The following is a 24,351-nucleotide window of genomic DNA, read 5'->3' on the forward strand; positions in this document are numbered from 1 at the left end:
AGGATCTGTAATTGAATTAAAATGTTTCAGAAAAGTAGTGCTCATATTTATGCGACCAAGTAATTATTATGCCTTGATCTGATCACTACTTGCTCTATAAGTTCAATTTATAATGATCTTGCCGTGCTTTTAATTCCAACTGAAGCTCGCATCTTGAGGTGGTTTGGGTATATCAGTTATACTCTTCGACACATCTTTATTATCAAGGTATTAGGTTGAAGTCCCATCTTGGTCGTAGGCCCTTTTCGGCCATGGAATTACATACCCTGTATAATGGTTACATTTATGGTGATCAGCGTTTAGCACGTGAACAAGCTAAGCATTGGCACTTTTGGCTGCCTTTATTTGCCTATTACACCGGTGCCTACAGCGATGAAATTGGCCATTTAACCCTTGATAATATTGTCACCCTTGATGGAATTCGCTGCTTTGATTTTCATACACATGGCAAGATAAAACCCCGCTATGTGCCTATCCACAATGCATTACTCGATGCAGGACTTGACCAATACTTAGGCTATTTAAATGAGCAAAATCAGCAACGACTGATGTTTGATTTACCCGCTAAATCTGGTCGCTACAGCGAAAAAGTACGTATTTGGTTTTCGGGTGAAGGTGAACGCGCTGGTTATTTACAAAAGTGCGCTATTCCTACTGTTGATCAGCAAGGTATGAAAACCGCGATAAGCAGCTTACGGCTCAACTTTGAACAACAAGTGCGAATTCATGCACTGCAAGCCAACTGCAAAGACGCCTTTAACTACTTGCTTGGTTTTAAAGATTTCAACGAGCAACGCTTTGCTGATATGCAGTTATTAAATACCGTGCTGCAAAACATACGACAAATAAACCCGCAACTGCATTGGCAGCGTTTCATTGACCGCCATAATTAACTGACAAACTTTGTTACTAACTATTTATTACTGTTCAAATTAAAACCTGATAGCATGGTGATTCGCCCCTCATAGCAGGTGCCTTTCTAACAACAAAAAATCAGGGATACTTATGTTCTTAAAAAGCCTATTAACGGTGAGTGTTGCACTTGCTGTTAGCTCAGCCCATGCCAATGAATATGTTATCGAAAAGCTTGCCAAGCCTAGCTCACAACAAGTAGAACTTACGCTTGATCCTGCCAAAGACAATTTTTCTGGTCATACCGAAATTGCTTTAGAGGTTCTAAAAGCAACGAATTATATCGAATTAAACGGTATTGATTATGCAGTTAGCATGGCGAAAATTTTAGGTGCAGAAAACTGTGACCTAAGTGCTGAAATGCTAAAAACAGGCAAAGTTAAATTCGCTTGTGAAGAAAAAATTCAGCCAGGTAAATACACTTTAAAAGTTGATTTTACCGCACCTTATAACCGCCAAAGTGTTGGTTTATATAAAACTTTAGATCAAGGCACACCTTATCTTTTCACGCAATTTGAAATGAGCGATGCGCGTCGTGCATTCCCGGTTTTTGACGAGCCAAGTTATAAAATTCCATTTCAGCTAACTATCACAGCGCCAACATCACAAAAAGTGTATGCCAATACACCGGTTTTAAAAACCAAAGTTGATGGCGATATGACAACGCACTTTTTCGACAAAACACCACCGATTCCTTCTTACTTAGTCGCTATGGCTGTGGGCCCGTTTGAAGAGCTTGAAATTAAAGGCATGCCAATCCCTGGCCGTGTACTGACTCCACAAGGTAAAATTCACCTTGCTGATTACGCAAAAGAAAATATGCCGCGTGTGTTAAAAGCCCTAGAAGATTATTTTGGCATTCCTTACGTATACAAAAAGCTAGACTCAGTGGCAGTGCCAGAGTTTCCATTTGGCGCAATGGAAAACGCAGGCCTAGTGACTTATCGTGAAGACATTTTACTAGTAGACCTTGCAACAGCAACGCGTAGCAAAAAAGAGCGTAATGTATCAATCATTGCCCATGAGTTAGCGCACCAGTGGTACGGTAACCTAGTGACTATGAAGTGGTGGAATGATTTATGGTTAAACGAAGCATTCGCAAGCTGGATGGCAGCGAAAATCACTGCACAAATCAACCCAGAGTTTGAGTCGCACTTAGACTTACCACAAAACCATGTGATGGCACTAGATGCGCGTTTAAGTACTAAACCTATTCGTAAGCCAATCAAAACTGAAGCTGATATCATGGATGGCCTTGGCCTTGCTTACAGTAAAGGGAGTGCGGTTTTATCTATGGTTGAAAACTGGATTGGCGAAGAGGCATTCCAGCAAGGTATTCGTGCTTACTTGAAAAAATTCTCGTATAAAAATGCAGAAGCCGCTGATCTATGGCAAGCACTAGGCGAAGCATCTAATAAAGATGTAGCAAGTGTTCTTAAATCGTTTATCGAACAGTCATCTTTCCCACTTATTAAAGTAACGCAAGATGGTAAGAAAATTAACATCAGCCAAAGCCGCTTTGTAAATGCTGGCGTTGATGCACCTGCTCAACTTTGGAATGTTCCGGTTGCAATTAAGTATGGTGCGGGCGACAAAGTTAAAACCGCAAGTGTACTGCTGAATAAAGAAACACAGCAACTAACTCTCGATTTTGAACCTGAGTGGATCTACCCAGATCAAGGTGCCATGGGTTATTACCGCTGGGTATTAGATGATGCTCAGTTTAATGCTCTGCTAGAAAATGCCGCAGATAAGCTAACTGTTCGTGAACGCTTAGCGCTACTTTCTGCGGTTGATTCATTACTTGATGCAGGTGTTATCTCTGCGGCTCACTTAATGCAAACTTTAGAAGCCTTTGTGAGTGATGCTCACCCATTAGTAGCAAACACAGCGTTAGGTTACCTTGCTTCTCAAAAACGCGTATTCGAAGACGACAGCAACCGTGACTTATGGCCTAAGTTTATCCGTAACAGCATTGCACCTGCTGCTAAACAATATGGTTTAACAGCAAAAGCAGGTGAAGATGCAGCTGCATCGCAATTGCGTGCGCAAGTTATTGCCCGTTTAGGTTTTGATGGTCAAGACCAAAAAGTCATTGATACTGCAAAAGCACAAGCGGCACTGTACTTAAACAACCCTGAAAATGTTGACCCATATTTAGCCTCAACTTACTTAAACCTTGCGGCTTACCATGGCGATGCGAAGTTACTTAAAAAGTACAAGCAAACCTTTAAAACCACCAAAGATCCACAAGTGCGTACTAAGATGCTGGCAGCGATGGGTTACTTTGGTAAACCTGAGTTACAAAAAGCGGTTCTAGAGTACAGCTTAACAGATAACGTAACAGCCTCTGATATGCGTACGTTATTAGGTGGTTTAGGCTATGGTAAAGAACGTGAAGCACTGTTTATTGAGTGGATTTACAACAATTATGATGCCATCACTAAGAACTTACCGCCGTTCTTTGTACCAAACTTACCGTTCTTCACGACGGCAAGCTGTGATGCGAAAAGCCTAGAGAAAACCAAAACCTTCTTCAACGATAAAATCACTGAAGTACCAGGTTATGCACGTTCTCTTAGTAAGCTTGAAGAAAGCATCAATGATTGTATTGCACTGAAAAACCGTGAGCTAAACTCGGTGAATAGCTTCCTTAAACGCTAATTAAAGCAAATACGAAAAGGGCCACAATGTGGCCCTTTTTTATTGCGCTAAAATAGCGGTTAATTTAGTTATAATTGCTCAGCAGCGTCAGGTGAGGTGACTTTAAATGCAATACCATAATGAATGGGCTGTGCACTTTTATAAATACGAGTTGGAAAGCGTTACTCATTTATTACATACAAATGCCAGTTTGCGCTGTTTGTAATTTAACCGTGAGATTGAACCATCACAAAAGCGTCTTAAATCAAGCCACTGTGATACCACTTCAGGCTCAGTCAAACTGCGCTTATGAACTCGGTTATTAACCGCATAGGCCACAGTGTCTTTGTCAATTAAAGCAAAGTCTTGCACCGACTCAGGTAATCTAAATAAATCACTAACTTCCTCAGTTTGCGGCGCAAAGCGTGCAACCCAATGCTGGTTGTTTTTGTTATAACTAAACAAATAACTGTTTGTGTGCTTATCAAAAATTAAAGTACGGCCAATATCACCGGCAATGACACGCGGTTTAGCAGCTGCAACACGAGTGTATTGCAACGTATGCGGCTCACCTAAGATGAACATGATCAGGTCTTCATCTGCGCCCCAAGCGTGGTAGCCAACCGGCTCAATCCATTCAAAAACTCGGCTAGCAACAGATTCTTCTGCTAATGGATACTGCCATAACTTTTGCTTGCCATCTGCTTCAACCACGATTGCCGACAAGGCTTGCTGATTTGGCATCAGCGTAGGCGAGTATTCACTGACAGGCGTGTTGGTGATATTCACGCTGCTCTTAGATGTAAAGTCATAAAACGCAATATCGGTTTGTGACTGGCCATTTTCGTCAACAACCTCATGGGTATAGTAAAGCCCTGTATCAACTAAAAATGGCTGATTATTATAAGCTTTATCATCTGTTACTCGCGACACCTGCATACCATATGGGGTGTCTAACTCGGCAAGTAATATTTCGCTTTTAGGCATCGCTGCATGTACGTGACTGGTAAAAAATGTCCCTGCTGCGACGAAAAGTAAAGACGAAATCAATTTCATGTTGTTCTCTCGTTTTAATTTTTATCAGCCCATGATAGCGTTAATTAATCCGCCAGTCACTTGACCTTACCATGCTCGACCTTTATAACTAGGACGTGTTCGTTTTTTATCAGTTTCTACTGATTGATTTTATGCACGATAATACCAATCGAGCTAAGTAACTGACCATTTAACACGCTAGAATGGTTAACAATTCAAGCCGACTGGTATCAACAATAACGAGAATAATTATGTCAGCTAAACACCCTATCATCGCTATTACCGGTTCATCTGGGGCGGGGACTACTACAACCACCAATGCGATTAAGCACATTTTTAGAAGCTTAAGCATTGATGCAGCCTTCATCGAAGGCGATAGCTTTCATCGTTATACACGTCCAGAAATGGATAAAAAAGTCCGTGAAGCACAACAAGAAGGCAAGCATATTAGCTACTTTGGCCGAGAAGCTAACGATTTTGGCGCCCTTGAGGAGCTTTTTTATCAATATGGCGAAACCGGGCAAGGTAAAATCAGACGCTACTTACATACTTTCGACGAAGCGGTCCCTTATAACCAATTACCGGGCACCTTTACCCCTTGGCAAGACTTAGAATCAAATACAGATATCTTATTCTATGAAGGTCTACATGGTGGTGCTGTCGATGAGAATCATGATGTTGCTAAGCATGTCGATTTATTGATTGGTATGGTGCCTATTATCAACCTTGAGTGGATCCAAAAACTCATTCGCGACACCTCTGAACGAGGCCACTCTCGTGAAGCGGTAATGGGCTCTATTGTGCGCTCGATGGACGATTACATAAATCATATTACTCCGCAGTTTTCGCGTACTCATATTAACTTCCAGCGAGTGCCAACGGTTGATACCTCAAACCCATTCAGCGCAAAAGATATTCCTTCTTTAGACGAAAGCTTTGTTGTTATTCGCTTTCGTGGCATAGATGACGTCGATTTTCCGTACTATTTGAGCATGATTGAAGGCAGCTTTATGTCTCGTATCAATACCCTTGTGGTGCCTGGAGGCAAAATGGGTTTAGCTATGGAGCTTGTGTTAACCCCATTGATCAAAGATATTATTTTGAAAAAACGCGCCCTTGAAAATTTAGCCCCGGTTGACTTGCCGATTTAACTCACTCGGGTACACTGCTGACTCTGGTGAAAACAATGGAGTCGTCGGCTTGAAACAAACTTTACGTGTTATTGTTGGTTCAAAGAACCCCGTTAAAATTAACGCGGCTAAACATGTCTTTAGTCTTTATTTCCCAAATCATACCATTGAATGCAAAGGTGAAGATGCACCTTCTGGTGTGCCTGATCAGCCGCTAGGCGAAGATGAAACCCGTATCGGCGCTGAAAACCGTGTTAAGTATTGCCAAGATCACTTTGACGCCGACTTTTATGCAGCAATGGAAGGCGGCGCAGAACAATTTAGTTATGGCGCTGCAACCTTTGCCTTTGTAGTGATTGCAAACAAGCAGCAATTTAGCGTTGGTCGCAGTAGTAACCTACCGTTACCGCAACCTTTTTACGATGCCTTGCTAGCTGGTAAAGAACTAGGTGATGTCATGGATGAGGCGTTCAATACCGTTAATATCAAACAACAAGGTGGTGCTATTGGCTTATTAACCAATCACCTTGCCACGCGCGAAAGTACTTATATACAAGCGCTGACATTGGCCATGGCGCCATTTTCACACCCTACCCTATTCAACCAGTAATTAGGATAACCATGAAGTATAGCCACGTATTATTCGATGCAGATGAAACGCTATTTAGTTTTAATGCATTCGAAGGTTTAAAAGTGATGTTTGCACATTACGGCGTAGAATTTACTGAGTCAGATTATCATCATTACCAAGCAACCAATAAGCCGCTTTGGGTTGCTTATCAAAAGCATGAAATTACCGCCAGTGAGCTACAGATAACTCGCTTTACAGAATGGGCTAATAGACTCGATGTGCCAGCAAAAGAGCTTAACGATGGCTTCTTAGACGCTATGGCATCTATTTGTGTGCCATTACCTGGTGCAGTTGACTTGCTTACAAAGTTAAAACCACACGCCAAGCTAGGCATTATTACCAATGGGTTTGCTAAGTTACAACAAAAACGCCTAGAGCACACCGGTTTACAGGATATGTTCGATTGGCTAGTTATTTCAGAGTTAGTCGGTAAAGCAAAGCCTGCCCCAGAGATTTTTCAACATACATTTCAATTGATGGGGAATCCGCCAAAAGAGCAGATTTTAATGGTAGGTGATACCGCTACCAGCGATATTTTAGGTGGTCACAATGTGGGTATCGACACGTGTTGGTTACAACACCCGGGAGTTGAGCTACCAGAGGATATTAAACCAACTTATCAAATCAATCAGTTGGTCGAGCTTGAAGCTATTTTAGGCTTATAATTCTTGATAATAGTTTGGCAAAAAAAATGACGCTTAAAGCGTCATTTTTTATAACTGTAATATGCTTGCGATTAAGCTGTCGCTACTTCTAGGCCTGGTGCTGGCATAGTCACTGGGGTATCGAATGTTGCCCATTCCCATGCTGACTCAGTCGCCATAATTTTACGAAGTAGTTTATTGTTTAAATCATGGCCTGATTTATAAGCCGTGATTTTACCTAGAATGTTGTGGCCAGTCATAAACATATCGCCCACACAATCTAAGATTTTGTGTTTAACAAACTCATCGCTATAACGTAGGCCGTTTGGATTTAGTACTTTAAACTCATCCAATACAACTGCATTATCCATGCTACCACCTAATGCTAGGTTGTTAGCGTGCATATACTCGATATCTTTCATAAAGCCGAAAGTACGTGCGCGGCTGATTTCTTCAGTGAAGCTTTGTGCCGTGATATCTAAACCGATACGTTGGCGGCTTTCATTGATTGCTGGGTGATCAAACGCAATTTCAAAATCGATGTGGAAACCATCGTATGGTTCGATCTCAGCCCATTTATCGCCTTCTTCAATGCGTACTTTTTCTTTAATACGAATAAAGCGCTTAGCTGCATTTACTTCTTTAATGCCGCCTTTTTGTAACAAATAGATGAATGGTAATGCACTACCATCCATGATTGGTACTTCTGAGCTGTCTAATTCAACAATTAGATTATCAATACCCATTGCCGCTACCGCCGCAATAAGGTGCTCAGTCGTAGATAAGCGAACGCCATCTTTGTTTGTCAAACAGGTACACAATTGCGTATCACCAACGGCTTCTGGTGTTGTTTCAAAATCAACAACCGGATCAAGGTCTACGCGACGAAATACTATCCCAGTATTTGCGCTCGCAGGTCGGAGAGTAATAGTGACCTTCTCACCTTTATGAAGTCCAATTCCTATGGCTTTGACTACTTCTGCAATCGTACGCTGTTTAATCATAGGTTCGCTCACTTATAGTTACAGTTAGACGGCGAATTGTACCATAAATACATTCAGCTGCCAATTTGTTTATTTATCGAACAAAATAACCAGTAAAAGTCTTTTTAGTCAGCTTGCTTTCTAAGAAAAGCAGGGATATCGAAATAATCTCCCCCTTCTGACTTATCAGATTTTTTGCTGCTCTCAGTGCTGCTTGATGATACTGAGCTGCTCGATGTACTTTGTTGTACTGGCTCTTGCTTTTCAGACGCAGATGACATGCTTACATCATCGCTGCTACCTTGACTTGCAAAGCTTGGTACATACATGCTGCTAGTTGTTTGGTTCATTGAGCTTTGTACATCAGAACCTGATGCTTTCTTAAAGCCATTATCAACAATACCAAACTGTGGACGACGATCGCCGCCTAAACCTGTTGCAACAACCGTTACACGTAACTCGTCGCTCATTTCAGGGTCAATTACCGCACCCACAACCACTGTTGCGTTTTCTGACGCAAGAGCTTTAACGTGGTTACCAACAATTTCAAATTCTTCAATCGCAATATCCATACCTGCAGTGATATTAACTAGGATACCTTTAGCACCTGTTAAATCGACATCTTCAAGTAGTGGGCTTGAGATAGCCGCTTCTGCTGCTTCTTGCGCACGGTCAGGACCAGACGCTGATGCTGTGCCCATCATCGCAGTACCCATCGCTGACATAACTGTACGTACGTCGGCGAAATCCACGTTGATTAGACCTGAACGTGTGATTAGCTCTGCAATACCTTGTACCGCACCAAATAACACGTCATTCGCTTTTGCGAAGGCATCTAATAGTGTAGTGCCTTTGCCTAAAACTTTAAGCAATTTATTGTTCGGAATTGTAATAAGTGAGTCTACAGTTTCTGACAATTCATTAATGCCTTGTTCAGCAGCTGCAGCACGCTTTTTACCTTCAAAGTCAAACGGGCGCGTTACAACAGCAACCGTTAAAATGCCTAACTCTTTAGCAATTTTAGCAACCACTGGCGCAGCACCTGTACCAGTACCACCGCCCATACCAGCTGCGATGAACACCATGTCAGCGCCTTCAAGGCTGGCACGGATAGTCTCAGCATCCTCTTCAGCAGAGTTACGACCCACTTCAGGGTTAGCACCCGCACCTAGACCAGAGGTGATTTGTGTACCTAGCTGTACAGTTACATCTGCTGATGAATTACGTAATGCTTGTGCATCCGTATTCGCAGCAATGAAACGTACGCCTTCAATTTGTTGTTTTACCATGTGCTCAACAGCGTTACCGCCGCCACCGCCCACGCCAATTACTTTAATGACAGCTTCTTCGCTGTGCTGTTCCATCATATCAAACATGTTTACTCTCCGACTTGAGTCTTAAAACTCACCTTGGAACCACTTAGTAATACGGTTCCACCAATTATTATCACCTTCAGCTTTCGACTTTTGTGCATTCATCGATTGCATTGTACGGCCGTATTGTAACAAACCAACCGCGGTCGCGTACGAAGGATCATCTACATAATCTGTCAAACCAACAATCCCGATTGGTTTGCCAATTCTGACTGGCATTTGGAAAATGTCTTCAGCCACTTCCATTGCACCCGTCATTTTTGCTGTTCCGCCAGTAATGACGAGACCTGCAGCAATTTGGTCTTCAAAACCTGAGCGGCGTATTTCTTCCATCGCCAACTCGAATAATTCTCTAAAACGTGGCTCAACAACCTCAGCTAAGGTATGGCGCGACATAATACGCGCAGGTCGGCCACCAACACTCGGTACTTCAATAGTGTCTTCGTTGCTTGCCATTTGGCTACTCGCACACGCATATTGTACTTTGAGTGACTCAGCATGTGATATAGGTGTTCTAAATATTTTTGCAATATCACCAGTCACTTGGTTACCCGCCACTGGAATAACCGCTGAATGACGAAGCGCACCATTAATATAAATGGTGATATCCATGGTGCCCCCACCGATATCTAACACGGCTACACCGAGCTCTTTTTCGTCATCTGTGAGTACTGAATAACATGATGCCAGTGCAGTAAAGATCAACTGATCCACCTCAAGGCCACAACGCTCAACACATTTCTCGATATTCTTTGCCATATCGTTTGAGCAAGTAATGATGTGCGCGCGAGCTTCCATACGCACACCGCTCATGCCAAGTGGGTTTTTAATCCCCTCTTGCATATCGATGCTGTATTCTTGTGGCAATGCATGTAGCATTTTTCGTTCTGCCGAAATAGGCACTGAACGAGCAATGTGAATGACATTTTCAATATCTTCGTCAGTCACTTCCGTGTTGTTAATTGCCACTACACCGCTTTCATTTTGGCACTGGATATGTTTTCCAGAAATACCTAAATAAACAGAGCTAATACGACAATCAGCCATCAACTCAGCTTCATCTATAGCTCGACGAATCGATTCAGAAACAAGGTTAAGGTCGTTAACGCCGCCTTTATCCATACCATGCGATACTTGGCTGCCAACACCCACAATGCTTAGTTTGTTATCTGCGGTGATTTCACCAACGGTGGCCACAACTTTCGATGTGCCAACGTCTAATCCAATCACTAGGTTTCTTTCTGCTGACTTGGTCATGCCTTACTCTTATTTTCTAATTGTTCTTCTTGCACTGGCTTCCAGCTCACTGCAAGACCGGTATCATACCGTAAATCAACAACATCGATTTGTGCATCTGCACGTTGTTCCATGCGCGGATACACGTCAATAAAACGCTGTACACGCTTTGCTTTTTCTTTGCGGCCTAAGTTCAGGCGAATGCCGTTATCAAGCCATAACTGCCACGAAAAGCGCTCAGAAAGCGCTAAACTGGTCAGCTCTAAGTTATTCACTTTGAGCATTTCTTGAAATTGACTAAAAGCAGTCCACGCCTCGATTTCACTGCCTTCTGGGCCATATAGCTGTGGCAAGCTTGTAGGTAATTTATCACTACTTGCTTGGAACACTTCGCCAGCTTGGTTTAACAGTAAGTCACTGTTCCAATGCGCTACAGCTTGATGCTCAACAACGTATACTTGCAAGGTATCTGGCCATTGCTTTCTGACCGATGCCGTTGCCACCCAAGGCAAGCCTTGTACTAAGCGTTGCACATGTTTTACGTCTAATTCAAAAAAACTCGATAAGTCGGCTTTTTTTATTGCACCAATAATTGCTTTCTCATCAGTATATTGGGGTTGCCCAAGTACTGATAAGTGCTTTATTTGTGCGTCTTTGTTCTCTACCAACCAATCTGAGACGCCTGTAGTGATTTTTACTAATGCAAAAATCACTACTAGAAAAAAGCTCACACCAAAAATCAACGACCAATTTAGCTGCTGTTTTAATTGTTGCGCTTTTTCTAAAAAAGGATGCATATTAAAGGGTTTGCTCCAAAATGCGAACAACTAATTGTTCAAAGCTTGCACCATTAGCTTTTGCTGCCATTGGTACTAAAGACTTTTCTGTCATGCCTGGTACCGTATTTACTTCTAATAAGTAAAAGTTACCTTGCTGATCACGCATTGCATCAACACGACCCCAACCACTTGCACCGACTAAATCAAACCCTTTTAATGCCATATCTTGCAACAATTCAGTTTCTTGCACTGATATATCTGCAGGGCAATGATACTGAGTTGTATTCGATTGATACTTAGCTTGATAGTCATAAAAACCATTTGGCGTCGTCATCTCAATGACAGGCTGAACATCTTGCCCTAGTACAGCAACAGTAAATTCACGGCCAGTGATCCATTGCTCAACAAGCACTTGGCTATCAAACTTAAATGCAGCGTTAAGCGCAGCATCGAGTTGCTCTGCACTGTTTGCTTCTGCCATTCCAATGCTTGAACCTTCATGTGACGGTTTTACCATCACTTTACCAAATTCATTAATAATCGCTTGGCTATCAAACTCATGGCGGCTATCAACCACTGTGTAAGGTGCTGTGCTCAGCCCCATTGCTTTAAATAAATGCTTACAACGTACTTTATCCATCGCAAGCGCAGAACCTAAAACATCACTGCCTGTATATGGAATACCCATAAACTCAAGTGCACCTTGAATAGTACCATCTTCACCACCACGACCATGAAGGGCAATGAATACACGCTCAATGTTTAATTCTTTTAATTGCCATAACGGCTGATCTTTCGGATCAAAAGCAATGGCATCAACGCCAGCACTTTGCAAAGCATTCAATACAGCTTGGCCTGATTTAAGAGATACTTCTCTTTCGGCAGATGTGCCGCCGAAAAGTACCGCTACTTTGCCAAATTTGTCACTTAACTGGCTCATACGTTTACCTGCTTTAGTTGTTCAATGGACAACTCGGTTGCTGCTAACTTTTTCACTAACTGGCCTATGTTACCAGCGCCTTGTGTTAAAACTAAATCATTATCTTGCAGTGTATTTGCTAGGACACCGGCAAGCTCAGAGTTACTAGCAACATGTAATGGCTCTTTACCACGCTGGCGTAAACTACGACATAAACTCTTGCTGTCAGCTCCCACGATTGGCTCTTCGCCCGCTGAATACACATCTAGCAGTAATAACTGATCAACATCAGCCAGTACTTTGACAAAGTCTTCGTATAAATCACGGGTTCGGCTATAACGGTGCGGCTGATAAATCATCACTAAACGTTTATCTGGCCACCCTTCACGAACCGCCGCAATCGTCGCCGCAACTTCTGATGGGTGATGGCCATAATCATCAACTAACATGACATTGCCGCGCTCATTTTCAAAGCTTCCGTAATGCTGAAAACGACGACCCACCCCTTCAAATTTTGTTAGCGCTTCTAAAATTGCATGGTTAGCGATGTTTTGATCTTTAGCGACCGCAATCGCTGCAGTCGCGTTAAGCGCATTGTGCTTACCCGGCATATTAAGCGTAACAGCTAGGCTTTCACCTTGCTTATTTACAACATTAAATGAACAAGTATTCGCTGTTTGGCTAAAATCAACCATGCGGTAATCAGCTTCTGCCGACTCACCATAGGTAATAACAGGACGCCCAAAGCGAGGGATCAGCTCTGCCGCAACCTCAGAGTCAATACACACCACAGCTAAACCATAAAACGGTAAGTTATGAATGAAATCAACATAGGTGTCTTTCATTTTTTCTAAGCTACCGCCGTACGTATCCATGTGATCTTCTTCAATATTTGTGATCACAGATACCATAGGCTGTAAATGTAAGAATGACGCATCGCTCTCATCAGCTTCTGCAATTAAAAAGTCACTTTTACCAACCTTGGCATTACTCCCAGCACTGTTTAGCAAACCACCAATAATAAAGGTTGGATCAAGGCCTGCTTGTGCATAAATGCTCGCGATTAAACTCGTGGTTGTTGTTTTACCATGAGTGCCTGCCACTGCAATACCGTGGCGAAAACGCATTAATTCAGCCAACATTTCTGCGCGGCGAACAATTGGAATACGCGCCGCTTTTGCTGCTTTAATCTCAGGGTTTTGCTCGTTAATCGCACTTGATACCACCACCACGCTGGCATCTTTTACATTGTTCTCATCATGACCAATAAATACTTCTGCACCCACTTTAATTAAGCGCTCAGTCATCGCACTGTGCGCAATGTCTGAACCTGTGATGCGGTAGCCTTCAAAAGCAAGTACTTCGGCAATACCACCCATGCCTGCGCCACCAATACCCACAAAGTGGATAGTGTCGATACGACGCATTGCAGGACGAGTGCTGTTTTCTTTTATCGTGCTTTCTTTCACTACTAATCTCTTCTATCTGCTAGTTGCTCACAGCGTTTTGCAACATTGGCTGTGGCATCTAAAATAGCAAGCTGTTTTGCTTTACTTGCCATTGTTGAAATTTTTTCTGGTGCATTTACGTAAGGCGTTAATAACTCAACAACCGCCGCTTGGTTAAACTCACTTTGCTGCATAATCAACGCAGCTTGCTCAGTCACTAAATACTTTGCATTGGCAGTTTGATGGTCATCTACAGCATGCGGAAAAGGCACAAATAAGGCCATTCTTCCTGCTGCCGCAATCTCACTCACCGTTAACGCACCAGCACGGCAAATTACCAAATCGGCCCATTGATATGCACTATCCATATCATCAATAAATTCAGCGACTTTACTATTTTCAGTTAACCCTAACTGTTGATAGCTGGCAGTCACATTCGGTTCATTATTTTTACCCGTTTGGTGCCATATATTAAGCGTTGTTAGCGCTGAAAGTTCACTGAATACAGCAGGTAAAGTCTCATTTAGTACCTGTGCACCAAGTGAACCGCCTACCACCAGCACATTAATTGGTGTCGTTGTTTGCTTAGCAGTGACATTAGCGACACTTGCTCTGACTGGGTTACCGACTACCTCACATTGTTCTTTTGCAAAAGCCGATGGAAAAGCTGCCAGCACTTTGTTGGCAAACTTCGCAAGCCAGCGGTTACTCATGCCAGCAACAGCATTTTGCTCATGAATAACCAAAGGAATTCCTAAGCTCTTTGCTGCAATGCCAGTAGGTCCGGTCACATAGCCCCCCATAGCAAGAACAACATCAGGCTTTTGAGCTTTTAAAATTTTACGTGCTTGAAAAATCGCATTCATCACCATAAAAGGTGCTTTAATCAGGCGTTTAATTCCATTTCCGCGTACACCTTTCACATTGATAAAATCAATCTCAATGTTGTGCTTAGGTACTACCGTTGCTTCCATTCTATCAGGCGTGCCAATCCAGCTAACTTGCCAGCCTTGCTGTTTTAAAAAGTCAGCAACTGCAATACCTGGAAAAATATGGCCACCGGTACCACCTGCAACAACAAGTAATTTTTTACTCATCGCTTACCTCCACGTGAGGTTGCCTGCTTAGTCGCCATCTTTGTTTCAAAATCTATTCGCAAAAGTACACCTGTTGCTATGGTCATAATTAATAAGCTAGAGCCACCGTACGAAATAAACGGTAGTGTTAAGCCTTTGGTTGGTAAAATACCGGCACTTGCACCAACATTTACCATGGTTTGAAACGCAAACCAGATACCAATAGCAAAGGCAAAATAGCCTTCGTACTCTTTGCCACATTGCAGCGCTTTTTGACCAATTAACAGGGCTCTGAATACAAATACAGCAAGCACAATCAAAATACTAAATACGCCAAAAAAGCCGAGCTCTTCACCAATCACTGCAAAGATAAAGTCATTATGTGCTTCGGGCAGGTATTGTAGTTTTTGTACACTATTACCTAAGCCTTGACCAAACCAACCACCTTGGCTGTACGCCATTAGCGATTGTACTAACTGATAACCTTTACCGAATGGATCTTCCCACGGTTCTAAAAAGCCTGTTACACGAGCCATACGATATGGTTCAGCGATAATTAGCACTACCACTGCAGCAATACCCGTTAAGATAAGGCCAAAAAACTGCCATAACTTAGCACCCGCTAAAAATAACAAACCAACTGTCGTCACAAACAATACAACCACTGTACCTAAGTCTGGCTGCATCAAAATCAAAAACGCATACACACCAAATACAGCTAATGGCTTAAAGAAACCTTTTAAGTTCTCTTGTACTTCTTCACGTTTACGCACTAAGTAACCAGCAATGTAGCTAAAGAAATACAATTTGGCGGCCTCAGCAACTTGAAAGCCCACTGGGCCAATAGGTATCCAACGCTTTGCACCGTTCACTTCACGGCCAACAATCAGCACCAAAACCAGCAAACCTAAACCCAGCAACAATAAATAGGCGTTACTGCGCTTCCACCAATCCATAGGCACGTTAGTGGCAATCCAAAATAAGAAAAAGCCCATAATTAAGAACATGCCATGGCGAATGATAATGTGATACGGATTATCAAATAATCGCTCTGCTGTTGGCATAGAGGCACTGGTTACCATCACAAAGCCAACGCCAATCAACATCAACATGCAATACAATAACGGCACATCATAAAGTTGCGGCGATTGTTTTGGTGTTAATGCTTCACGGATGTCAGCAAATGCAATCATACTGCCTCCGCCAATACGCACTGCGCAAAGTCATCACCACGTTGCATATAATTGTTATACATATCAATGCTGGCACATGCAGGTGCTAATAAAACGATATCGCCACTGCTGCTTAACTGTTTTGCTAGTTGCACAGCTTCATGCATGTTGGTGGTTAGGTGACCTTTTTCAGTCAAAGCCACTAACGCTTTAGCATCTTTACCGAAACAAACAAGCGCTTTTACTTTGTTGTTTAAGTATGGCTTTAAGGCATCTAAATCAGCCCCTTTTGCATCACCACCGGCAATCACAACTAGTTGCTTTGCTTGATCAGCTAAGCTTTCAATCGCAGCGATAGTTGCACCTACATTGGTCGCTTTTGAATCGTTAAAGTATTTTACTTCATTAATTTCAGCAACAAACTGACAACGGTGTGCAAGCCCAGTAAAAGCACTAAACGCTTGCTGGTAATGCTCTTTAGCAATATCAAACGGGCTCAGTAATGCCATCACCGCTAAGGCATTTTGTTGATTGTGTGAGCCAACAACATTTAAGTAGCTTGCTGGTAATACTGGCTTACCGTGTGCTGCAAAGTATTGCTCACCTTGATGTTCAACCAAGGCAAAATCTGCATTAGCGAGCGCAAAGCTCACTTGGGGCTGCTTTGCAGTATGCGTTGCCACATCAATGGCATTAACTACCGCAAGCTCAGAGCCGTTATAAATACTTTGCTTAGAGTCAATGTATGCTTGGTAGCTTGGATAACGATCGAGGTGATCTTCGCTAACATTCAATACACAGGCACTTTTTGCTTTTAAGCTGTGTGTGGTATCAAGCTGAAAGCTCGACAGTTCAAGCACATACACGTCATAGTCTTGCGATAATAAATCAAGTACCGCAGTACCAATGTTGCCACCAAGGCCTACTTTATAACCGGCCGCTTTAAGTACTTCAAACGCCAATGTAACTACAGTCGACTTACCATTTGAACCTGTCACCGCAACAATTGGTTTATCGGTTAAACGGGCAAAAAGCTCAACGTCACCAACCACTTCAACACCAGCATCAATCGCTTTTGCTACAGCAGGTGTCGCGAGGCTTAGACCTGGGCTGATGATAATAATGTCATTGCTGGCTAAGTCTGCCTGCTCTAAATCACCAAAGTGGGTCGTTAACTCACTGGCATGCTCATTTAGCCAATCAGCACCCGGCGGCGCTGTGCGGCTATCAACAACAATTGGCTTAATATTCTGAGATAATAAAAAACGCACAATGCCCAGACCGGTTACACCGAGTCCGAGCACTGAAATTTGTTTGTTTTTAATCTCGTTAATAACTGTCATTTACCTGATCTTTAATGTCGCAAGGCCAGCAAGTACTAGCACGATTGAAATAATCCAAAAGCGCACAATTACGCGCGGCTCAGGCCAACCCTTTAATTCATAATGGTGGTGAATAGGCGCCATTCTAAAAATACGTTGACCACGTAATTTGTAAGAGCCCACTTGTAAAATCACCGACAATGCTTCCATTACGAACACACCACCCATGATGATAAGTACCAATTCCTGACGAACCAGCACCGCAATAATACCCAAAGCACCACCGAGTGCTAATGAGCCTACATCACCCATAAATACCTGTGCTGGGTAGGTGTTAAACCATAAGAAACCAAGTCCAGCTCCCACAATTGCTGTACACACAACCACAAGCTCACTGGCGAGTGGCAAATGCGGAATATGTAGGTAGCTTGAGAAATTAACGTTACCTGTTAAATAAGCAATAATAGCAAGTGCTGCCGCCACTAAAATGGTTGGCACAATCGCTAAACCATCAAGGCCATCTGTTAGGTTTACCGCGTTCGACGTACCTACAATTACAAAGTAAGTCATCACAATATAAAACAACCCTAGCTGTGGTAACACGTCTTTGAAAAACGGCACAACTAATGAGGTTTCGCTGCCTTGCTGCGAGGTAAAATAAAGCGCACTGGCAACCACTAACGCAATCACTGATTGCCAAAAGTATTTCCACTTCGCAATTAAGCCTTTAGGGTCTTTGCGGATCACTTTACGGTAGTCATCAATAAAACCAACTACACCTAACGAGCCCACAACAAATAAGGTTGCCCAAACATATTTATTTGAAAGGTCTGCCCACAGTAATGTGCTGGTAAAAATCGCTCCTAAAATCAAAATACCGCCCATAGTTGGCGTGCCTTTTTTAGATAGGTGTGACTCTGGACCATCGTGACGAACCACCTGACCAATCTGCATTTTTTGTAATGCACGAATTAGCTTAGGGCCAAAATAAAGTGAAATAAGTAGTGCTGTTAAAATACCTAAAATCGCGCGCAGCGTTAGGTAAGAAAAAACATTAAAACCACTGTAATACTGTGTTAAATACTCGGCCAGCCAAACTAACATGACGATACTCCATTGTTGCCATTTTGCTGGCTATTTACTAAATCTGTGACCACAAGCTCCATACGAGAACTGCGCGAACCTTTTACAACAACTGTGGTTTTTTGCGTCGATTGAGCAAGTTCACTTTGTAATTGTTGTAATAATTGTTCACGGCTTGAGAAGTGGCGGTTTGGCTTTTCAAATACATCACTGGCTGATTTACTTAGTACGCCTAAGCTATAAAGTTCATCAATGCCTTTTTGCTGTGCATATTCACCGACTTGTTGATGATAAAAACGCGCTTCTTCACCAAGCTCGCCCATATCACCTAACGCAAAAATACGACGCCCCGGCATATCGCTTAATAAATCAATTGCCGCTTTAACCGATTGCACATTCGCGTTGTAGGTATCATCAATAACCGTCAATGTGTCTGACACTTTAAGGACGTTTACACGACCTTTAACTTCACCCATGGTTGCCAGCGCCGATGCAACACTTTCGAGGCTTACACCCAGCTCAGTGGTTAACGCGGTGGCTATTAACGCATTAGCAATATTATGTTTGCCCGGTAATGCCAGAGTGACAGGTACTTTTTTATCTTTATTACAAAGCACAAAAGAAGCACGGGCTTGCTCATCAAGCACCACATCTTCTGCCCAATAATCTAATTGTTTGCTAGTAGAAAAACGTTTTACGTTGCGATCAGTTAATTTATCAAGCCAAAAATCGGCATAATCACTGTCGCAATTAACTACAGCAACACCATCAGGCTTTAAGCCGTCATAGATTTCGCCTTTGGCCGTTGCTACACCTTGTAGTGAGCCAAAGCCTTCTAAGTGAGAAGCTGCAACATTACATACCACAGCAACATCAGGTTTCGTCATTGCTACTGTGTAAGCTATTTCACCAATGTGGTTGGCACCTAATTCAATCACCGCATATTGGTGCTGTGGTTCAAGGCGTAATAACGTCAGTGGTACACCAATGTCATTATTAAAGTTGCCTTTTGTTGCCAGTACTTCACCGTGACCAGATAAAATCGCCGCACACATTTCTTTAACGGTCGTTTTACCTACACTACCTGTGATAGCAATTGTTTTTGGTGCAACCTGTGCCATCACAGCTGCGCCAATTTGGCCAAGCGCAATTCGTGTATCACTGACCACAAACTGCACAATATCGACGTTAACAGGACGTGCTACGATGGCAGCTATCGCGCCTTTTTCTTTAGCTTGCGCAACAAATTTATGACCATCAAAATTAGGCCCTTGTAGCGCTAAAAACACTTCACCATCGCACAAAGTACGGGTGTCAGTGTTAATATTTTTTACCGTTTGATTACCACCTTGGTAATCTGTTGCTAGAACTTTAGCTAGCCAATCAAAATCCATAGGGATCATAACTGCGCCCCTTGCGATTTTTCTATTAATTGTTGTTGTACATATTGACGATCGCAGAAGTCGATTCGTTGGTCGCCAATAATTTGATAGTCTTCGTGGCCTTTGCCCGCAATTAGAATGACATCATCAGCACCTGCTTGCGCAATGGCATAACTAATAGCCTGCGCGCGGTCTGCTTCACAATGTGCGCGTTCAGGCTGCTCAAGCCCTGCAATCACATCAGCAATAATTGCGTCTGGGTCTTCACTTCTTGGGTTATCACTGGTGACAATAATACGGTCTGCATTAGCTTCAGCAGCTTTTGCCATCATCGGACGTTTGCCTTTATCACGGTCACCACCACAGCCAAACACACAGCTGACGCCACCTGGAACATGCTTTTGCAATGCTTGTAATGCTAGTGCTAACGCATCAGGAGTATGGGCATAGTCAACAATACAAGTCGGTTGACCTGGCGCACTAAATGCCTGCATGCGCCCAGCAACAGGCTGCAATGATTTACACCCTTCAACGAGTAAATCAAGTGGGTAACCCATACCTAATAAAGTAGCCATTGCAGCGGCTAAATTATATAAGTTGAACTCGCCAAACAGGGTGCAATTAACTTCAACCTGTCCCCAACTGGTATCGAACTTCGCCGATATACCGGCATTATCATATGTTACATCGCTGAAATAAACAAAACGCGCATTTTTAGGCGTTAGGTTTTTATGGCCGTAACAAATTAGGTTATTGAAGTCGTATTTTTCTAACCATGCTTCAACTTGCGCATCATCTTGATTAAGCACCACAAGCTCAGGCATATGGTCACGCATTAACATCAACTTCGCATCACCATAGGCATCCATCGTGCCGTGATAATCTAAGTGGTCACGCGAAAGGTTAGTAAACACAGCGGCTTTAAATTTACACTGATCAACACGTTGCTGAACTAAGCCATGAGATGAGACTTCCATAGCCACAACATCATGCTGTTCTGTTACAAGTTCAGATAAAATACGCTGTAAATCAACGCTCGATGGTGTGGTGTTTGCAAGCTCAGTCAGGTTATCAGGGTGCCCATAACCGAGCGTACCAATCACAGCCGCACGTTTATGACAGTGCTGTGCTAAATGCGCGATCATCGCTGTGGTCGTTGACTTGCCATTGGTGCCTGTCACACCCACTAAATCCAACTGCTTTGATGGTTGCTGGTAAAAAGCAGCTGCAAGTGCAGGCAGCTTTTTCGCTAAATCGGTAACTAAATAAAGTGGTTCAAAGTCACTTTCGAACTCACATAAACGGTCAGCAATAACTGCCACCGCACCATTTTCAATGGCTTTTTCAATAAACTGTCCGCCATCAAGCTGATGACCTTTTATGGCGACAAACACATCGCCAGCTTTTACATCTCGGCTATCAAGACGTAGTTGATTGACCACTAAACTATTGGCCTCAACATCAATATGATTAAGAATCGGTTTTAAATCACGCATCGTTATCTTTGCCTTCTACGTACGCAACCGCATCTTTGTCCGGTGCAACGTTTAGAATTCTTAAGGCATTGGAGACAATCTCTGCAAATGCAGGACCTGCCGTCGCACCGCCGTAATAAACATCTCCACCCGGCTCATTAATCAATACTACTACCGCTAAACGCGGGTTGCTTGCAGGTGCGATACCAGCAAAATAACCAACGTATTCGTCACCGTAACCACCAACAGCGGCTTTTTTAGAGGTACCTGTTTTACCTGCAGCACGATAACCATCAACGTGAACTTTTTGTGCAGTTCCACCTTTCTCAAACACGCTTTCCATCATGTGAACAACAGCTTCAACATCTTTTTGTTGAAAAACGCGTTCACCTTCTGGTACCGACTCTTGTTTAAGTACAGTCAATGGGCGCATAACGCCGCCAGAACCTAACATGGCATAAAAACGCGCCATTTGTGCGGTACTTACTGCTAAGTTGTAACCAAATGATAGTGCGGCAATTTCATGATCAGACCAGCGGCGATTTGGATAAAATAAACCACTGCTTTCACCAACCATGCCCGTACCACTGTCGCTGCCAAAACCAACTTTTTGATAAAGACCAACAAAGTAATCTTTTGGTAACTCTTGGCTGACCTTAGTCACACCCATATTGCTTGAATACTTTAAGATCTCTCTTAACGTCATCTCACCATGATTACGAGTATCTTGCACAAGGCTTCCACCTACTCGCATCCAGCCAGGGTAAGTATCAACAATTGAATCCGGTTGAATTACGCCGTAGTCTAAACCAGCTAAAATGGCTAGCGGCTTAACAGTTGAGCCAGGCTCAAACAAATCGGTGATGGCACGGTTACGACGCTTATGCGGCGCAGCATCTGATAAGTTATTTGGGTTAAACGATGGGCTATTTACCATAGCCAACACTTCACCGGTTTTAACATCCACAACCATGGCTGAACCTGAGGTCGCTTTGTACGATAACACCGCTGATTTCACTGCTTTATAAGCAATTGCTTGAATACGCTGGTCGATACTTAAATGAATATTCTCTGGCTCTACACGCTCACGCTCATCAAGAACTTCTACTTCACGGCCTTGCGCATCTTTACGAATAGTACGCTGACCTTCAACACCGGTTAACGATTTCTCATATAGCTTTTCAATGCCTTCAATACCATGACCATCAATATTAGTGAAGCCAATAACATGAGCAGTTACTTCACCTGCTGGGTAATAACGTTTTGATTCATCGAGCAAATGGATGCCTGGTAAGCGAAGGTCACCAATGTAGTTAGCTACAGCAGGAGTAACTTGACGTTTTAAATAAACAAAGCGACGCTTTGGGTTGTCACGAAGGCGAGAGTTAATTTTACTAGGGTCAATACGCAGCACATCGGCAAGCTCACGCCAACGAATATCGTTATTGTAGTAAGTGGCAATACGTTTATTTAATTCAGCGGTGTTTTCAGCAAGCGCTTGTTGATCCTCGCCGTTTTTGCGGGCCTGACGTAGTACCTTGCTGATCAGTGATTTATGTAGCGCTTTAGGATCAGCATACACACTCACCACAGGCACACTGACTGCCAACTCTTTACCATTGCGATCGAAGATCATGCCACGCTGTACATGTTGTTTTTCAACTCGCACAGTACGTTTATCACTTTCTGAGCGCGCTTTGTCTGGCTCAATCACTTGTAAAAATGCGGCTCGCGCAACCAGCGACATGAATACTAAGAACACCACCGAGCACACCAGCGAAAAACGCCATGTGATTAAGGTATTCGTTGGCTTTTTCCCTCTGCTTCTCATTGCAGTACCACCACCTGTTCATCTTTACTAGTTGGTCGTTTCATTTCTAATTGCATGGTTGCCACTTCTTCAATGCGCGCATGCTGAGAATAAAACTCTTCTTCTACAAGCAAGTAACGCCACTCAAGATCGAGTTCATCACGCTCTTGCAATAATTTATCTTGTTCTATCAATTGTTGACGCGCTAGATGCGTCACTTGAACCACACTCAAGCTTGAAGCCAGAATCACAACCAACAAGGCCAAGGTCAGCTTATTAGCTCCTAGGCCTTTAAAAATCTCTACAAATAAATTAGGTTGGCGATGTGTCGCTTTGGCTTTCATTACAACCTCTGAGCAACCCTTAACACCGAACTACGTGAACGCGGATTTGCTTCTATTTCCGCCTTACTCGGCTTAATGGCTTTACCCACTGCCTTTAACGTCAGGTCTTTATTTATTTGTGCGTCAGTCAAAGGCAGACCTCTGGGTATCGCCTCTCCCTTACTCTGTTTTTTTATAAACTGCTTAACAATGCGATCTTCTAACGAGTGGAACGAAATAACGACTAGGCGCCCACCTGGTTTTAAAACGTCAACAGCGGCTTGCAATGCAGTTTGAATTTCTTCAAGTTCACTGTTGATATAAATACGGATCGCTTGGAATGTACGTGTAGCCGGGTGTTTGTGTTTATCTTTCACTGGCACCGCTTCATCGACTAAGTCAGCAAGCTGCTTAGTGCTTGTGATTGCAGTGTGCTCACGTGTTTCAATTATTTTATGAGCGATACGGCGACCAAACTTTTCTTCGCCGTAGGTTTTAATCACATGGGTAATATCTTCAAGTTCAGCTTCAGCTAGCCATTGTGCAGCACTGCGACCACTGGTTGGGTCCATGCGCATATCAAGCGGGCCATCTTTCATAAAGCTAAAACCGCGTTCAGCATCATCAAGCTGTGGCGAAGAAACACCGATATCTAACAAAATACCGTCAACTTTACCGATTAAATCGTTATCTTCAGCAACTGTTTTAAGGTTTGAAAAACGAGTGTGGGCAATCGAAAAACGTGCATCATCAGCAAACTTTTCGGCGGCTTTAATAGCTTGTGGATCTTGGTCAATTGCTTGTAAACGACCTTGCTCACTTAAACGCGCAAGAATTTGCCCAGAGTGCCCACCGCGACCAAATGTGCCATCCATGTAAATGCCTTCGGGTTTAATATCCAAAGCATCTATGGTTTCGTCCATCAGTACAGAGACATGTTCAAATTGCGCTGTCATTAGCTATTTTTTGCCTTTT

At 43.0% G+C, this 24,351-nt stretch carries 21 protein-coding genes; 5 read left to right on the plus strand and 16 right to left on the minus strand.

The window, feature by feature from the left end; translation table 11 throughout:
* Positions 1-215 precede the first annotated feature (215 nt).
* Positions 216-893 carry a hypothetical protein gene (locus ABMY41_RS15125; RefSeq protein ID WP_062566485.1) on the plus strand — a complete coding sequence of 226 codons (678 nt, stop codon included), beginning with the start codon at positions 216-218 and terminating at the stop codon, positions 891-893.
* 112 nt (positions 894-1,005) lie between these two features.
* Positions 1,006-3,576 (plus strand): M1 family metallopeptidase, encoded by a 2,571-nt coding sequence (locus ABMY41_RS15130; RefSeq protein ID WP_349275299.1) that lies wholly within the window; start codon positions 1,006-1,008, stop codon positions 3,574-3,576.
* 165 nt (positions 3,577-3,741) lie between these two features.
* Here ABMY41_RS15130 and ABMY41_RS15135 read toward each other — a convergent pair whose 3' ends face one another.
* A complete protein-coding gene (locus ABMY41_RS15135) occupies positions 3,742-4,611 on the minus strand; it encodes a hypothetical protein (protein WP_175082495.1) in 870 nt (289 codons plus the stop codon).
* Between the two features lie 230 nt (positions 4,612-4,841).
* Between ABMY41_RS15135 and ABMY41_RS15140 the strand changes: the two genes are divergently transcribed.
* The 3 genes from ABMY41_RS15140 to yjjG are packed head-to-tail and all read left to right on the plus strand — an operon-like array spanning position 4,842 to position 7,016.
* A complete protein-coding gene (locus ABMY41_RS15140) occupies positions 4,842-5,741 on the plus strand; it encodes a phosphoribulokinase (protein ID WP_054561042.1) in 900 nt (299 codons plus the stop codon).
* A gap of 49 nt (positions 5,742-5,790) precedes the next feature.
* Positions 5,791-6,330: an inosine/xanthosine triphosphatase gene (gene yjjX, locus ABMY41_RS15145; protein WP_175082496.1), complete on the plus strand. Its 540-nt coding sequence runs from the start codon at positions 5,791-5,793 to the stop codon at positions 6,328-6,330.
* Positions 6,331-6,341: 11 nt separating this feature from the next.
* Entirely contained in the window at positions 6,342-7,016 is a 675-nt protein-coding gene (gene yjjG, locus ABMY41_RS15150; RefSeq protein ID WP_287245060.1) for a pyrimidine 5'-nucleotidase, read from the plus strand.
* 71 nt (positions 7,017-7,087) lie between these two features.
* Here yjjG and lpxC read toward each other — a convergent pair whose 3' ends face one another.
* The 15 genes from lpxC to rsmH form a co-directional block, all read right to left on the minus strand.
* Positions 7,088-7,999, minus strand: a complete 912-nt coding sequence (gene lpxC, locus ABMY41_RS15155; protein WP_036971181.1) for a UDP-3-O-acyl-N-acetylglucosamine deacetylase — start codon at positions 7,997-7,999, stop codon at positions 7,088-7,090.
* Positions 8,000-8,103: 104 nt separating this feature from the next.
* Positions 8,104-9,354, minus strand: a complete 1,251-nt coding sequence (gene ftsZ / locus ABMY41_RS15160; RefSeq protein WP_251601136.1) for a cell division protein FtsZ — start codon at positions 9,352-9,354, stop codon at positions 8,104-8,106.
* A 21-nt stretch (positions 9,355-9,375) separates the two neighbouring features.
* On the minus strand, positions 9,376-10,608 hold the full coding sequence (ftsA, locus tag ABMY41_RS15165; RefSeq protein ID WP_054552726.1) for a cell division protein FtsA: 1,233 nt from the start codon (positions 10,606-10,608) through the stop codon (positions 9,376-9,378).
* Entirely contained in the window at positions 10,605-11,384 is a 780-nt protein-coding gene (locus tag ABMY41_RS15170) for a cell division protein FtsQ/DivIB (protein ID WP_054561046.1), read from the minus strand. Before ABMY41_RS15170 ends, ftsA begins: the two co-directional genes overlap by 4 nt.
* Before the next feature lies 1 nt (position 11,385).
* Positions 11,386-12,306: a D-alanine--D-alanine ligase gene (locus ABMY41_RS15175; RefSeq protein ID WP_349275304.1), complete on the minus strand. Its 921-nt coding sequence runs from the start codon at positions 12,304-12,306 to the stop codon at positions 11,386-11,388.
* Entirely contained in the window at positions 12,303-13,754 is a 1,452-nt protein-coding gene (gene murC / locus ABMY41_RS15180) for a UDP-N-acetylmuramate--L-alanine ligase (protein WP_175082498.1), read from the minus strand. The genes ABMY41_RS15175 and murC overlap by 4 nt, the downstream gene beginning before the upstream one ends.
* Before the next feature lie 2 nt (positions 13,755-13,756).
* Positions 13,757-14,830, minus strand: coding sequence for an undecaprenyldiphospho-muramoylpentapeptide beta-N-acetylglucosaminyltransferase (gene murG / locus ABMY41_RS15185; RefSeq protein WP_062566491.1), 1,074 nt, complete (start codon positions 14,828-14,830; stop codon positions 13,757-13,759).
* Positions 14,827-16,002: a cell division protein FtsW gene (gene ftsW / locus ABMY41_RS15190; RefSeq protein WP_054561050.1), complete on the minus strand. Its 1,176-nt coding sequence runs from the start codon at positions 16,000-16,002 to the stop codon at positions 14,827-14,829. The genes murG and ftsW overlap by 4 nt, the downstream gene beginning before the upstream one ends.
* Entirely contained in the window at positions 15,999-17,324 is a 1,326-nt protein-coding gene (gene murD, locus ABMY41_RS15195; protein ID WP_349275305.1) for a UDP-N-acetylmuramoyl-L-alanine--D-glutamate ligase, read from the minus strand. The genes ftsW and murD overlap by 4 nt, the downstream gene beginning before the upstream one ends.
* Positions 17,325-18,407, minus strand: a complete 1,083-nt coding sequence (gene mraY, locus ABMY41_RS15200) for a phospho-N-acetylmuramoyl-pentapeptide-transferase (protein ID WP_054552733.1) — start codon at positions 18,405-18,407, stop codon at positions 17,325-17,327.
* Positions 18,401-19,789 carry a UDP-N-acetylmuramoyl-tripeptide--D-alanyl-D-alanine ligase gene (gene murF, locus ABMY41_RS15205; protein ID WP_289097001.1) on the minus strand — a complete coding sequence of 463 codons (1,389 nt, stop codon included), beginning with the start codon at positions 19,787-19,789 and terminating at the stop codon, positions 18,401-18,403. Before murF ends, mraY begins: the two co-directional genes overlap by 7 nt.
* Positions 19,786-21,264, minus strand: a complete 1,479-nt coding sequence (murE, locus tag ABMY41_RS15210; protein WP_349275307.1) for a UDP-N-acetylmuramoyl-L-alanyl-D-glutamate--2,6-diaminopimelate ligase — start codon at positions 21,262-21,264, stop codon at positions 19,786-19,788. The genes murF and murE overlap by 4 nt, the downstream gene beginning before the upstream one ends.
* Positions 21,257-23,074 carry a penicillin-binding transpeptidase domain-containing protein gene (locus tag ABMY41_RS15215; RefSeq protein ID WP_349275308.1) on the minus strand — a complete coding sequence of 606 codons (1,818 nt, stop codon included), beginning with the start codon at positions 23,072-23,074 and terminating at the stop codon, positions 21,257-21,259. Before ABMY41_RS15215 ends, murE begins: the two co-directional genes overlap by 8 nt.
* A complete protein-coding gene (ftsL, locus tag ABMY41_RS15220; protein ID WP_175078701.1) occupies positions 23,071-23,397 on the minus strand; it encodes a cell division protein FtsL in 327 nt (108 codons plus the stop codon). The genes ABMY41_RS15215 and ftsL overlap by 4 nt, the downstream gene beginning before the upstream one ends.
* On the minus strand, positions 23,397-24,332 hold the full coding sequence (gene rsmH, locus ABMY41_RS15225; protein ID WP_349275310.1) for a 16S rRNA (cytosine(1402)-N(4))-methyltransferase RsmH: 936 nt from the start codon (positions 24,330-24,332) through the stop codon (positions 23,397-23,399). Before rsmH ends, ftsL begins: the two co-directional genes overlap by 1 nt.
* Between the last annotated feature and the right edge of the window lie 19 nt (positions 24,333-24,351).

It is taken from the genome of Pseudoalteromonas sp. BZA4, from assembly GCF_040104395.1.
Lineage (GTDB): Bacteria > Pseudomonadota > Gammaproteobacteria > Enterobacterales > Alteromonadaceae > Pseudoalteromonas.